Consider the following 12,939-nt stretch of genomic DNA (forward strand, 5'->3'; position numbering starts at 1 on the left):
TGCTCATCGACTGTTCATCCGCGGGCAACGGCGCGCTGGGCAGGTGTTCGCCCACGGGCCGTGACGGCGGTTCAGAACCCGCGGGCCTCGTCCTCCAGGAGCACCGGCACGCCGTCGCGCACGGGGTAGGCGAGCGGGCGGTCCGGGTCGGTGGAGCGCAGCTCCGGCTCGCCGTCGGGCCCGACGGCGTCCACGAGCTCCGCGCCCGTCACGGGGCAGCGCAGGAGGCCGCGCACCCAGGGGTCGAGCCCGCTCGAGTCCCCGGGTGCGGGCACGCTCACTCCGGCGCTCCCCCGCGCACGAGCCCGAGCACGTCGTCGCGCACCTTGACCATGATGTCGGCGTCCGCGGCCTCGACGTTGAGGCGCAGCAGCGGCTCGGTGTTGGAGGCCCGCAGGTTGAACCACCACTGCGGGTGGGCGTCGTCCCAGTGGGAGACGGTCAGCCCGTCCATGTCGTCGACGACGGCGTCCGGGTACGCGGCCGCGTACGCCTCGCGCACCCGGGCGGCGGTCGCGGCGGCGTCGTCCACCGTGGAGTTGAGCTCGCCCGAGGCGACGTACGGGGAGTACATCTCCGCGAGCGCCGACATCGGGTGCGGCTGGGTGCCGAGCGCTGCGAGCACGTGCATCGCCGCGAGCATGCCGGTGTCGGCGAAGAAGAAGTCGCGGAAGTAGTAGTGGGCGCTGTGCTCGCCGCCGAACACGGCGTCGTTCGAGGCCATCTGGGCCTTGATGTACGAGTGCCCCACACGGGTGCGCACCGGCCGTGCCCCGGCCGCCGCGAGCAGGTCCGGCACGGCGCGCGACGTGATGAGGTTGTGGATCACCGTGGGCGTGCGCCCGGCCTCGAGCTCCTTGCCGACCTCGCGCAGCCCCACGAGCGCCGTGATCGCCGACGGCGAGACGGCGTCCCCGTGCTCGTCGACGACGAAGCAGCGGTCCGCGTCGCCGTCGAACGCGAGCCCGAGGTCCGCGTCGTGCTCCACGACGGCTGCCTGCAGGTCGAGCAGGTTCGCCGGCTCCAGCGGGTTGGCCTCGTGGTTCGGGAACGTGCCGTCGAGCTCGAAGTACAGCGGCACGACGTCGAGCGGCAGGCCCGCGAGCCCGGCGGCGGTACCGAGGACGGCGGGCACGGTGTGCCCGCCCATGCCGTTGCCGGCGTCCACGACGACCTTGAGCGGGCGGATGCCCGACAGGTCGACGAGGCCGCGCAGGAACGCGGCGTAGTCGCCGAGCATGTCCTGCTCGGTGACCGCTCCAGTGATGTCGACGGCGCCGAGCTCCGCGCCGTCGAGGATCTCCTGCGCGAGCGAGCGCACCTCGGCGAGGCCGGTCTCCTGCCCCACGGGCCGTGCGCCGGCACGGCACAGCTTGATCCCGTTGTAGGCGGCGGGGTTGTGCGACGCGGTGAACATGGCGCCCGGGGCGTCGAGCACGCCGGACGCATGGTAGAGCCCGTCGGTGGAGCACAGACCGATCGCGACGACGTCGACGCCGCGCGATGCCACGCCCGCGGTGAAGGCCCGGGCGAGCTCCGGCCCGGAGTCGCGCATGTCGCGGCCCACCGCCACGCGCGGCGCACCCTCGGGCAGCGCCACCACCTCTGCGAACGCCTGCCCAACGGCGTGCGCCACCTCGGGCGACAGCTCCTCGGGCACGAGGCCGCGCACGTCGTAGGCCTTGATGATCCTCGCCAGGTCGATCGTCACGAGCCGAGCCTACGGGGCCGGGGCGCGTCCGGGGCCTGCGCGGGCGTCCTCGCCACCCAGGATCACCCGGGCACCCGACCCTCGGCCTGCGTGCCGCGTGCAAGGATCGTGGGCGTGGCCGAGCTGTACGCGCTGGAGAACACCGTCCAGCACTACGACTGGGGTTCGACGACGCGGTTGCACGACCTGCTCGGGACCCCGCCGGACGGGCGTCCGGCGGCGGAGCTGTGGCTGGGCGCCCACCCGAGCGCGCCGAGCCGGGTGGCCGGCCCGAGCGCCCGGGCGGGGACCAGTCTGCTCGACCTGGTCCGCGACGACCCCGACGCGATGCTGGGCCGCCGGGTCGCGGACGAGTTCGGGCCACGCCTGCCGTACCTGCTCAAGGTGCTCGCCGCCGAGCGGGCCCTGTCCCTGCAGGTGCACCCCAAGCCGCACCTGGCGCGGGCCGGGTTCAACCGCGAGAACCGGCTCGGCATCGCGCCCGGTTCCCCACGACGCTCGTTCCACGACGACCAGCACAAGCCAGAGCTGGTCGTGGCGCTCACCGAGTTCGACGGGCTCGCGGGCTTCCGGTCCACCCGCACGGTGCTGGACCTGCTCGACGGGCTGGACGGCACGCTCGTCGGTGCCGTCCGCGAGCGGCTGCTCCGCGACCGTTCCGCGGTCGGCGTGCGGGACGCGTTCTCGCACCTGGTCGCGGCACGGCACGACGCCGGCGCGCGCGACGACCTGGCCACGACCGTGGCGTCCGTGCGGGCCCGGCTGGCGGACGGCTCGCCGTCCACCCGCGCGGACGCGACCGTCCTGCGGCTCGCGGCCGAGCACCCCGGCGACCCGGGCGCGATCGCGTCCCTCATGCTGCACCGGGTCACGCTCGACCCGGGCCAGGCCCTGTTCCTGCCCGCCGGCGAGGTGCACGCCTATCTGTCCGGGCTGGGCGTGGAGGTCATGGCGTCGTCGGACAACGTGCTGCGCGCGGGGCTGACCACCAAGCACGTCGACGAGGCGGCGCTGGTCGAGTGCGCCTCCTTCGTGCCCCGCGCGCCGGCGTCCCCCGACGTCCGGGCGACCGGTGCGCGCGGGCAGGTGCAGACGTTCCGCGTGCCCGTGGCCGAGTTCGCGCTCACCCTGCTCGACGTGGAGGACGGCGAGGTGCTCGACCTGCCCGCCGCCGGGCCGCGCACGGTGCTGTGCCTGGACGGGAAGGTCACGCTCGACGCCGCCGCGGGCAGCTCCTCCGCCCCGCTGGCCCGCGGCGGGTCGCTGTTCGCCCCGCACGCCGCCGGGCCGCTCCGCGTCTCCGGCGACGGGCACGTCGTGTGCGCCTGGGTCCCCTGAGCCTCCCCGACGCACCCCGCCCCCGTCAGCCCTGCGGCAGCCCCAGACGCCGGCGCGCATACCGGACGCCGCGGCCGAGCATGGTGGTCGGCGCCCCGGGGTCGGTCACGACCTCCAGCGCCCGGCGCACCTGCGTGGCCCGCGCCGCGTCGCCGCTCGCGTACAGCTCCTCCTGCTGGTCGCGCAGCCAGCCGCGGGCCGCGGCGGCGCGGTCCGACGTCTCCACGGCCCGGCGGTCCGCCTCCCGGCGCGCCGCGTCGCCCCGGGTCCGACTCTCCAGCTGCATCGTCTTGCCGTGCAGGCGACCGGACAGCCACACCTCCAGCTCGCCGAGCGGCAGGCACTCGCGCTCGGAGGGGAGCTCTCCGGTCAGGGAGCGGTAGATCTGCGCCAGGTTGTCCAGCGTGATGCCGTACAGCCGCTCGCGCTCCTTGCGGGCGCGCTCCTGCATCGCGTCGTAGTCCTCGTAGCAGCGCTCGACGTTCGCCACGATGCGGGCGCCGAGATCAGGGTCGTCGACGTCGATCAGCAGGTCCTCGATGCCCACCTCCTGGGCGAAGTAGACCATCTTCGGCGAGTTGTCGATCGGCACCACCAGCGAACCTGCCCCGAACGGGACCATCGCCCCGTGACCGCGCGAGGACACCACGATCGGCACCTGGGAGAAGTGCCGCGGACCCGACAGCACGTCCCGGCCCTGCGTGTTCATCTCGACGAACGTGAAGTCGTCGAACCCGTGCGCGCGCAGGTAGTCGACGACCGGCACGTCGAACTTCGCGAAGAACGAGGCGAGCTCGATCTCGTAGCCGGCTGCCTTGAGCGTCCGGCAGGCCGACAGGACCTGGTCGGCCATGCGCTCGTAGCCGTCCCACGGCGACCGCGTGAGCTGCAGCGTCACCCGCCGCGCCCGCTCAGGTGCGGCCGCCGGGTCCCCCGCGCCGTCCACGAGGTGCCGGATGAACGTCGTCGGGCAGGGCTGGAACACGATGCGGTCGTGGAACCGCTTGTCCACGATCTCCTTGATCCGCTCGATCGAGCCGTGGTTGCGCATCCCCACGAAGGGCGAGTCCTCGATGACGGCCTCGAAGTGGTCCTTGAACACCGGGGCGAGGCCCCGGTGGTGGCGGTACACGTTGAAGCCGAGGGCGAAGACGATGGTGCGGCGCATCAGGCGCGCCGTCTCGGTGCTGGACCTGAACGCCCAGCCGGAGAGCTTGGGGTTGCGCGGGATGATGAGGCCACCGCCGGCGATGAGGCCGGCGTCGAACGTGTTGGCCCGCTCCACCAGGCGCGGGCGGATCATGTAGCGGCTGTCCGCGCCGTCCTCGATACGGAAGTAGCGCCGACCCCCGAACGAGTGGAACAGGTAGCGGATCGCCTCGGCCAGCAGGGCGTCGCCGTAGTTGTTGTGCGTGTAGAGCTGCCAGGAGAACAGCCGCGCCGGTTCCGTGGTGGTTCGCATGAGGTTCCTCTCGTCCCAGGCCACCGTCACGACGCGACCGATCGCCTGCGCCCCCGGGACCTCTTCCGGGAGGTTATCCACGCGCACACGCCGCTTCGGCGCGCCTCCGGCCCTCTCACGAGAACGTCGACCAGACGTTCCAAGAGTTCATCGCCGGGCCGCTCGACGTTCACCACGAGCCGCGGTGCGCCGGGGAGGTGCGGTCTGTCAGTCGCCCTCGGCGCGCAGCACGCGCAGGTGCCCGCGGCGGGCGGTCTCCGTCACCGACGTCGGCTCGGCGCCCGGCGCAGGCCTCGTGCGGCCGGCCTCGCGCACGGCCTCGGCGAGCGCGGACAGGTCATCAGGGGTGGGGCCGGCCTCCTCGAAGGCCGGCATGAGCCGCACGACCTCCCACCCGCGCGGGGCGGTCAGGCGCTCGGCGTGGTCGGCGCAGAGGTCGTAGCTGTGCGGCTCGGCGTGCTGGGCGAGGGGCCCCAGGACGGCAGTCGAGTCCGCGTACACGTACGTGAGGGTCGCGACGGCGGCATGCGTGCATGCCGTGCGGGAACACTGCCTGACCGATCTCACGCTGGGAGGATACGCCGATCGTCGACCTCGCCGCGGAGGCTCGCCGGATCCGCCGCGGCGTAGGCTCGGCGGGTGGAGCAGAACCAGGTACCTGCCGTGCGCCGGCGCGACCGTCGGGGCCGCGGGCTCCGCGGCCCCCTCATGCCGCCCGGCACCCCTGCGCACCGCACGCGGGCCGAGGTCTTCGACGACCTCGTGCTCGACGTCGTGGAGCTCGTCGAGCGCCGCTGGGCCGCCCAGCTCGCGGGGACGGAGTTCGCCGTCGAGGAGGTGCCTCCGTCGGACCCCGCGCCCTGGGAGACGGACGGCGTCCCGCTCGGCCGGTGCTTCCCCGCGGAGTCGGGACGGCCCGCCCGCGTCGTCGTCTACCGGCGTCCGGTGGAGCTGCGTGCCGTCGACGACGCCGACCGCGTGGACCTGGTGCGCGAGGTCGTCGTCGAACAGGTGGCCCACCTGCTGGCCCGCACCCCGGAGGAGATCGACCCGCACCTCGGCCGGTAGTCCGGGCTCAGCCCGCGTCGACCGAGCGCACCTCGACGTCCCCGGCCGCCGTCACCGCGCCGGTGGGCGCCAGCGCGGAGACCAGGGTGCGGCGCGTCCCGGTGCCGTCGTCGGCCACGAGGACGGCGGACCAGGTGACCCCGACGCCGGCGTCCCCCGGCTCCTGCGCGCGGTCCACGCGCACCGCGGCCGGCGCCTTGCCCGGCGACAGGCTCGCCGCCGCGAGCGCCACGCTGGTGCCGGCGGGGACCTCGACGTCGCGCGCGGCGAGCTCGGCGCCCTCGGCGTCGTAGGTGACGACGCGCACGCGCGCGACGCCCTGCGGGTCGACGTCCGGTCCGCGGTCCGCGGGCACGCCCGTCAGCACGAGCCCCGCCCGCGCGCCCGACGTCAGCGCGAGCTGGCCCAGCGGGGCCTCGGCCGCCGACGCGGCGACGGCGGGCACGCCCTGCGCCCGCGACCATGCCACGTCGTACGGCGTGCCGGAGACCACGGAGTCCTCGGGCTGCGCGCCCGGGCGGTCGAACCGCCCGCCCCCGACGACCGGCACGTCGGCGTCGACCACCACCGTGTACGAGCCGGCGGGCAGCCCGCCGAGCGGCACGTCCGTCACGACGCCGGCGCGCAGGTCCACCGCGTCCGCACCACGGAGCGTGACCTCGCCCGACGGCCCGTAGACCCGGATCCGCGCCGCCCCGTCGTCCTCGCCCGGCGCGAGCAGCCGCAGCCGCGGGGCGTGGGGGTCGTCGACGGCCTCGCCGTGGCTCACGACGGCGCCGACCGCCAGGGCCGTCCGGGGTGACGCACCGGCCGTGACGAGATCGACCCCGGCGGGGACGAGTCCCTCGATCCCCTGGGTCTGCAGGTCGGCCGTCACGCGCGCCCCGGTGGAGGCGACGTGCACGACCAGCCGCTCCTGCTCCGGGGCGACCGCCTCGAGTCGCGTCGTGACCTGCGCGTGCGCGGCCACCGTGAACGTCCCACCGCCGCCGAGCGCCACCTTTCCGCTGGGCCCGAAGGCGTCGAGCGTGACCGTCGCCGGCCGCTCGGTCGGGTTCTGCACCCGCAGGGTCGTGGTCGCGCCCACGGTGGTGCGCCCGCCCACGAGCCACTGCGACGTGGACGGCGCCGCGCACTCCCCGGCGGCCAGGCCGCGCAGGTCGCCCTGCGTGGTGACGGAGGTCAGCGTGCCCGCGAGCCGGAACGCCCGGCCCGTGACGGGGGTGGCGCGCAGCACCCGCACGCCGTCGGCCCGTGACTGCCCGAGCCCGCCCGGCTCGCTGCCGTCGAGGGCGGTGCTGCGCGGCGCGGCGTCGTCCGAGCCCTCCGCTCCGCTCAGGACCACGGCGCCGAGGTCGTCGTGCGTCGGCACCGGGGCGGCGGCGAACGCCGAGTCCCCGACGTCGGCGCCGTCGGGGAGCGCCACGGGCTCCGGGCACACCCGCACCTGCTCGGCGGGGGCGACCGCCACGGTGCGGGTCCCCGCCGCGACGGCGCGCTGCTCGGCGCCCGTCCAGCCCTGGGCCCACTGGTCCCCGAGCAGCGCCACCGCGCCGAGCGCGGCCACGGCGACGACGGCGGTCGATCCCGCCACGGCGGTACGCACCCCGCGGGGCAGGCGGACGCTCATCATGCGGACCCCCTGCCTCGACGCCGGCCGACGGGCAGGGCGAGCAGCACGTGCACCAGCAGCACGACGGCGGCGAGCGTCAGCCACGCGGTGCGGTGCGGTGCGGTGTAGCCGACGTCGAGCCGGCCGGCGTCCGCGGGGACCGCGAAGGCCTGCAGCCCGCCGGCGTCGACGGCGACGAGCCGCCGGCCGTCCAGGGTCGCGTGCCAGCCCCGGTCCGCCGTGGCGGCGACCCGCAGGGCGCGCTCGGCGTCGACGGCCCCCACGTCACCGGAGGCGCCCATGCCGTCGGCGTCCAGGGTGCCCCGGGCGTCGGGCGGGGCGAACGGCGCGCCCGGCTCCGCGGCCTCGGCCGGTGCCCCGGTGACGACGGTGGCCCACCCGGCCGCGGGGCCGTCCGTGGTGACGCGCCACACGACGGGGCCGCCCTCGGTCACCCGGGCCAGGCCCGGCACCAGGTCGAGCGTCGTGACGAGGTCGGGGTCCCCGCCGGCCGGCACCTGCACCGCGCCGATCCCCGCGGCAGCGAGCCGCGCGGCGACGTCGGGCGAACGGCCGGAGACGACGTCGGCCACGAGGTCGTCAGCGAGCGCGACGTCCGCCCGCTCCCCGCCGGGCAGCAGGCCCGCGGCGCGGGCCCGGACCACCGTGGAGGAGTCCTGGAGCCGGGAGCCGTCGGCGTGCAGGATCGTGTAGTCGACCACCGGCCGCGCGTCGCCGCCCTCCGTGCCGCCCGACGTGCCGCCCGACGTGCCACCGGTCGTGCCGTCGGCGACGCCGGGCTGCACGCGGTCGACCTGCAGCACCCGCGCGGCACGCGGCGCCGCCTGGAGCTGCTGCCCGACGGCGGGCACGACCGGTCCCGCGTCGGCCCGCAGGGCACCCACCGCGGACCCGCGGTCCACGTCGAGGGTCCACGAGACGAGCTGCGCGACGGGGAGCGCGAGGCCGAGGACGCCGAGGGCGACCAGCACCCCGCTCCCGGCCCGGCGCAGCACGGAGTCGCCGCGCAGCGCGGCGAGCGGATCGGTGCCCACGCCGCACGCGGCCGCGGCGCCGAGGCCCAGGAGCAGCACGGACAGCCCGGGTCCCGGCCAGCCGGTCACCGCGGCACTCGTCCCGTCGGCGGTCGTGCCGCTGGCCACCGCCGTCGCGACGGCGGCCAGCGCCGTCGCGAGACCGACGACCGCGCCGAACCAGGCGAGCCGCACCCCGCGGGCCACGACGCGGCGCAGCAGCGCCACGACCGCCAGGCCGAGCACGACGACCCCGAGCAGCGCGGGGCCGTTCCGCCCCAGCGCACCGAGCGCGCCGTCGGCGTCGCCGAGCCCGAACCAGGAGGTGTCGCCCGGCAGCCCGGTCAGCAGCTCGAGGCCCGTCGGCGTGTCCTCCGCCACGACCGGGGCGCCGGGCTCGGCGACCAGCAGCCGCCATCCGCCGTCCGACCACTCGCCGAGCACGTGGCCCCAGAACGGCAGCGGGAGCACCACGGACGGCACGAGCACCAGCAGCAGCGAGCGCCACGAGCGCGGCACCGCCAGGATCGTCGCGCCGATCGCGAGGACCGCGACCGGCAGGAGCACGGGGGCGGCGCAGACCGCGACGGCCAGCAGGAGCCCGGCCGCGCCGGCGGCACCGAGCGACCCGCGACGGCGCGGCGCCGGAGGTCGCGCCACCGGCAGGTCCACGACGTCACGCGCCTGGGCCCCGACCGTGCGCACCACCGCCAGCAGCACCCAGGGCAGGGCCAGATGGGCGAGGACGGCGCCGATGCGGCCCGTGGCGAGCGACGCCCCGAGTCCCGGGGCCGCGGCCCAGACGAGCGCCGCGGCCGCACGGACCGCCACGTTGCGGGTCAGCGCCCCGGCGGCGAACCAGCCTGCCAGGGCGGCGAGCGGAAGGGCGAGCATCACCAGCGCGTTGACCGCCGTCTGCACGCCGCCACCCGCCAGCGCCGTGAACGCCGTCAGGGGCAGCAGGAGCGGGTCGGCGCCGGCGGCGGTGCCGAGCCCGTCACGCACCCAGCCCGACGTCGCCGCGTCCCACACGTCGCCGACGGTGCCCGGTGCGGGGAGCAGCCCACCCCCGACGATCCGGCCGCCGTCGGCGAGGATGCCCTGCCACGGCCCGAACAGCGCGACCGCCAACCCCGTCACACAGGCCAGCACGAGGGCGAGGCCGAGGCGGCGGGCCCGGGCGAGGCGCCTGAGCTCGGCGCGCTCCAGCTCGCTCGGTGCCCACCGGTTGCGGTGCGCCTCCGCGCGGGCGAGCCGCACGTCGCGACGCTCGGCCGAGACCTGGCGGACCGTGCCGAGCAGGGGTGCGAGCACGCGCCGTGGCAGCCGGCGCGAACTGGTCGCGCGGCGCCGGGCGCGGTACAGGGGCACGAGCCGCAGCGCCGTGACGACCGCCGCCCGGAGCTCGTCGCGGGCGAGCGCGGGACGCTTCAGGGCGAGACGGTACATGGCCGCGAACGGCGACCACAGGAGCATCGCCAGCCAGAGCACGGGCACGGCGGGCAACGGTGCCCACGCGAGCCTCAGGTAGAGCTGGCTGCGGCGGCGCGCGTACCGCGAGGAGTCGTCGTCCGGTGCCGTCCGGGTGCGGCGGCCCGCCCCGCGCGGCGCGGCGTCCCGCAGCCCGCGCAACGACGCCTGCGCGTGCCGCACCACGGCTCCCGGCACGACGACGACCCGGTGCCCCGCGAGCCGCGCGCGGCGGCACAGGTCCAGTCCGTCGCCGAACGGGCCCACCTCCGGGTCGGTGCCGCCGAGCTCCGCCCACACCGACCCGCGGACCAGCGCCCCGGCGAGGCCGACGGCGAGCACGTCCTCGCGCCCGTCGTGCTGCCCCTGGTCGATCTCCGTGTCGTCGATGCCGGTCATGCGCCGGCCCCAGCCGGAGACGGTGCTGCCGACCTCGATCAGTGCGCCGGTGTCCTCGGACGACGGGCTGCCGTCCCGGTCGAGGTCCCACCGTCGTTGCTTGCAGCCCGCCACGGCCACCGCGCTCGAGTGCTCGACGGCGCGCAGGAGCCGCGACAGGGCGTCCGGCTCGGGCAGGGAGTCGTCGTGCAGGATCCACAGCCAGCCGCCGTCCGGCGTCCCGACGGCCCGTACGGCGCGGTCGACGGCCTCACCGAGGGTGCGTGCGCCGGAGGCCGCCACGAACCGGGTCTGGCCGAGGCGCAGGTCCTCGTGGCGGGACGTCGACTCGTGCGCCCCGACGTCGACGACCACCACCTCGTCCGCGCCGCGCTCCTGCCCCGTGAGCGCGTCGAGCGTGGCGGGCAGGAACGGGGTGCGGCCGCGCGTGACGACGACCGCGGTCACCGCCACGGCGTGCGGGGCGGCCGCGCCGCTCGTGCCCGACGGCACCGTGGAGCCGGCCGCGCCCTGGGGCGCGACCTCACCGTGGCGGCGGGTTCCGATCGTGTACTGAGCAGTCATCCTGCTCGCCATGATGCGGCGCGGTGGCGCACCGGCGTGGGATCTCGGCCCGTGCGTGTCGGGCCGAGATCACCGCCGCGCGGCGGCCGTCAGACGGCGCGGCGCTTGAGCTTGCGCCGCTCCCGCTCCGACAGACCGCCCCAGATGCCGAAGCGCTCGTCGTTGGCCAGCGCGTAGTCGAGGCACTCGGCCCGCACCTCGCAGGAGGTGCAGACCTTCTTGGCCTCGCGCGTGGACCCGCCCTTCTCCGGGAAGAAGGCTTCCGGGTCGGTCTGGGCGCACAGGGCTCGCTCCTGCCACCCGAGCAAAGTTTCGTCGTCGGTGACCTCGCCGAACAGCGGCAGCACCGGTGCCACGCGCTCCGACTCTCGATCGACCTCAGACGGGAAGACCCCCCGGTCCCCATCAAGCAAGTTCCACATGGCGTGCCCCTCCATGCCGTTATTGGGGAAACTGCATACCTGGAATTACACGCGTGTCCTTCGCGGGCGTCAAGTCGAAATGTGCTAGTGAGCCGGATCTCCACCCGGCGTTCACACCATCGGGGACGCGTGCCCACGGGCGCTCGTAGGCTGGCCTGCGTGAATCCTGTCATCCCTGCCCGCGACCTGCCCGCCACGCTGAGCCTGGTCGTCGCCGACCCCGGCCGGCCCCGGCTCACCTGGTACGGCGACGACGGCGAGCGCGTGGAGCTGTCCGGCGCCGTGCTCCTCAACTGGGTGAGCAAGACGGTGAACCTGCTCGTCGAGGAGCTCGACGCCGCGCCCGGCACCACGGTCGTCGTCGACCTGCCCGCGCACTGGCGCACCGCGGTGTGGACCCTCGCGGCCTGGCGCTGCGGCGCGACCGTCGTCGTCGGGGCCGCACCGGGCGAGGGCTCGCCCGACGTGGTGGTCACCTCGCGGCCCGAGGCGTGGGCCGGCGCGCGGGCCGAGCTGGTGGCCGTCGCGCTGCCCGCGCTCACGCGGCGGTTCGACGGTGACCTCCCGTCCGGGACGATCGACGCCGCGGGCGCCGTGATGACCTACGGCGACGTCATCGGCTGGGCACCCGACGCCGAGGCGGAGCAGGAGGCGCTCGTCTCGCCGGGCCCCGAGCCCGTGCCGTTCTCAGCGCTGCTCGACGACGCGGGCCGCACGGACGCCGGCCACGGGGCGCGGGTGCTGGTCGCAGGCGACGGCCCCCTGGCCGGGGTGCTCCTCGACCTGCTCACGATCTGGTCGCGCGACGGCTCCGTGGTGCTCGTCTCGGCCGCGACGGCGACCGAGCTGCGGGCCGACGCCGCACGCCTCGCCCGGCTCCGCGAGTCCGAGCGGGTCACGGCCGGGGGTCTCTGAGCGGTTCACCCGCCCCCGGGCGGGTTCTCACCCGGTACCGCCGGGCCACGAGAGCCCGGCTGCACCAGAATGGGCTCCCATGCGCGGCATCATCCTGGCCGGCGGTTCCGGCACCCGGCTGCACCCCATCACCCTGGGCGTGAGCAAGCAGCTCGTGCCGGTCTACGACAAGCCGATGGTCTACTACCCGCTGTCGACCCTGATCCTGGCGGGGATCCGCGACATCCTCGTCATCACCACCCCGCACGACGCCGAGCAGTTCCGCCGGCTGCTGGGCGACGGTTCACAGTTCGGGGTGTCGATCGAGTACACCGTCCAGGCGGTGCCGAACGGGCTCGCGCAGGCGTTCGTGCTCGGCGAGGAGTTCCTCGGCACCGACTCCGCCGCGCTCGTGCTCGGCGACAACATCTTCTACGGGCCCGGCCTCGGCACCCAACTCGCGCGCTTCGGCGACGTCACCGGCGGCGCCGTCTTCGCCTACCGCGTGGCCGACCCGACGGCGTACGGCGTGGTCGAGTTCGACGCCGACGGCACGGCCGTCTCCCTGGAGGAGAAGCCTGCCGTGCCCAAGTCGAGCTACGCCGTGCCCGGGCTGTACTTCTACGACAACGACGTGGTCGAGATCGCCAAGTCCCTGACGCCGTCGGCGCGCGGGGAGTACGAGATCACCGACGTCAACACCGCCTACCTGCGCCGCGGAGCCCTGCACGTCGAGGTCCTGCCGCGCGGCACCGCCTGGCTCGACACCGGCACCTTCGACTCGTTGCTCGAGGCGAGCGACTTCGTCCGGACCGTCGAGCGGCGCCAGGGCCTCAAGATCGGCGCGCCCGAGGAGGTCGCCTGGCGGCGCGGGTTCCTCTCCGACGACGACCTGCGGGTGCGCGCCGAGAAGCTCGTCAAGTCCGGCTACGGCACCTACCTGCTGGGTCTGCTGGACGGCTGAG

At 75.7% G+C, this 12,939-nt stretch carries 11 protein-coding genes; 4 read left to right on the forward strand and 7 right to left on the reverse strand.

Annotated elements, in window-relative coordinates:
• Positions 1-71 precede the first annotated feature (71 nt).
• Together LEP48_RS05260 and LEP48_RS05265 are read right to left on the reverse strand one after the other, a co-directional pair.
• The gene (locus LEP48_RS05260) at positions 72-275 is read right to left on the reverse strand and encodes a Trm112 family protein (RefSeq protein WP_225564537.1); all 204 of its coding nucleotides are present in this window, start codon (positions 273-275) and stop codon (positions 72-74) included.
• A 2-nt stretch (positions 276-277) separates the two neighbouring features.
• On the reverse strand, positions 278-1,711 hold the full coding sequence (locus LEP48_RS05265) for a phosphomannomutase/phosphoglucomutase (protein ID WP_225564538.1): 1,434 nt from the start codon (positions 1,709-1,711) through the stop codon (positions 278-280).
• 90 nt (positions 1,712-1,801) lie between these two features.
• Between LEP48_RS05265 and manA the strand changes: the two genes are divergently transcribed.
• Positions 1,802-3,049, forward strand: a complete 1,248-nt coding sequence (manA, locus tag LEP48_RS05270; RefSeq protein ID WP_225564539.1) for a mannose-6-phosphate isomerase, class I — start codon at positions 1,802-1,804, stop codon at positions 3,047-3,049.
• Positions 3,050-3,074: 25 nt separating this feature from the next.
• On the opposite strand, the gene LEP48_RS05275 is transcribed toward manA, so the two are convergent.
• Together LEP48_RS05275 and LEP48_RS05280 are read right to left on the reverse strand one after the other, a co-directional pair.
• Positions 3,075-4,511 (reverse strand): polysaccharide pyruvyl transferase family protein, encoded by a 1,437-nt coding sequence (locus LEP48_RS05275; protein ID WP_225564540.1) that lies wholly within the window; start codon positions 4,509-4,511, stop codon positions 3,075-3,077.
• Between the two features lie 207 nt (positions 4,512-4,718).
• Positions 4,719-5,078: a DUF3499 domain-containing protein gene (locus LEP48_RS05280; RefSeq protein ID WP_225564541.1), complete on the reverse strand. Its 360-nt coding sequence runs from the start codon at positions 5,076-5,078 to the stop codon at positions 4,719-4,721.
• 141 nt (positions 5,079-5,219) lie between these two features.
• Here LEP48_RS05280 and LEP48_RS05285 point away from each other — a divergent pair, with 141 nt between their 5' ends.
• Positions 5,220-5,579 (forward strand): metallopeptidase family protein, encoded by a 360-nt coding sequence (locus tag LEP48_RS05285; RefSeq protein WP_225564834.1) that lies wholly within the window; start codon positions 5,220-5,222, stop codon positions 5,577-5,579.
• A 7-nt stretch (positions 5,580-5,586) separates the two neighbouring features.
• Here the strand turns inward: LEP48_RS05285 and LEP48_RS05290 are convergent, their stop codons facing one another.
• From LEP48_RS05290 to LEP48_RS05300, 3 genes are all read right to left on the reverse strand, one after another.
• Positions 5,587-7,212, reverse strand: coding sequence for a DUF5719 family protein (locus tag LEP48_RS05290; RefSeq protein ID WP_225564542.1), 1,626 nt, complete (start codon positions 7,210-7,212; stop codon positions 5,587-5,589).
• Positions 7,209-10,658, reverse strand: a complete 3,450-nt coding sequence (locus LEP48_RS05295) for a glycosyltransferase (RefSeq protein ID WP_225564543.1) — start codon at positions 10,656-10,658, stop codon at positions 7,209-7,211. The genes LEP48_RS05290 and LEP48_RS05295 overlap by 4 nt, the downstream gene beginning before the upstream one ends.
• Before the next feature lie 89 nt (positions 10,659-10,747).
• Positions 10,748-11,080: a WhiB family transcriptional regulator gene (locus LEP48_RS05300; RefSeq protein ID WP_225564835.1), complete on the reverse strand. Its 333-nt coding sequence runs from the start codon at positions 11,078-11,080 to the stop codon at positions 10,748-10,750.
• Positions 11,081-11,239: 159 nt separating this feature from the next.
• Here LEP48_RS05300 and LEP48_RS05305 point away from each other — a divergent pair, with 159 nt between their 5' ends.
• Both LEP48_RS05305 and rfbA read left to right on the forward strand, forming a co-directional pair.
• Entirely contained in the window at positions 11,240-11,995 is a 756-nt protein-coding gene (locus LEP48_RS05305; protein ID WP_225564544.1) for a TIGR03089 family protein, read from the forward strand.
• A 79-nt stretch (positions 11,996-12,074) separates the two neighbouring features.
• Positions 12,075-12,938: a glucose-1-phosphate thymidylyltransferase RfbA gene (gene rfbA / locus LEP48_RS05310; RefSeq protein ID WP_225564545.1), complete on the forward strand. Its 864-nt coding sequence runs from the start codon at positions 12,075-12,077 to the stop codon at positions 12,936-12,938.
• Position 12,939: the final 1 nt, after the last annotated feature.

Origin of the sequence: Isoptericola luteus (genome assembly GCF_020297055.1) — a bacterium.
GTDB lineage: Bacteria > Actinomycetota > Actinomycetes > Actinomycetales > Cellulomonadaceae > Isoptericola > Isoptericola luteus.

Bases quoted from the DNA above. Each gene is read 5' to 3' on its own strand.
- LEP48_RS05275 (WP_225564540.1), bottom strand. From the start codon at position 4,511: ATGCGAACCACCACGGAACCGGCGCGGCTGTTCTCCTGGCAGCTCTAC.
- LEP48_RS05285 (WP_225564834.1), top strand. From the start codon at position 5,220: ATGCCGCCCGGCACCCCTGCGCACCGCACGCGGGCCGAGGTCTTCGAC.
- LEP48_RS05290 (WP_225564542.1), bottom strand. From the start codon at position 7,212: ATGATGAGCGTCCGCCTGCCCCGCGGGGTGCGTACCGCCGTGGCGGGA.
- LEP48_RS05295 (WP_225564543.1), bottom strand. From the start codon at position 10,658: ATGACTGCTCAGTACACGATCGGAACCCGCCGCCACGGTGAGGTCGCG.
- LEP48_RS05300 (WP_225564835.1), bottom strand. From the start codon at position 11,080: ATGTGGAACTTGCTTGATGGGGACCGGGGGGTCTTCCCGTCTGAGGTC.
- rfbA (WP_225564545.1), top strand. From the start codon at position 12,075: ATGCGCGGCATCATCCTGGCCGGCGGTTCCGGCACCCGGCTGCACCCC.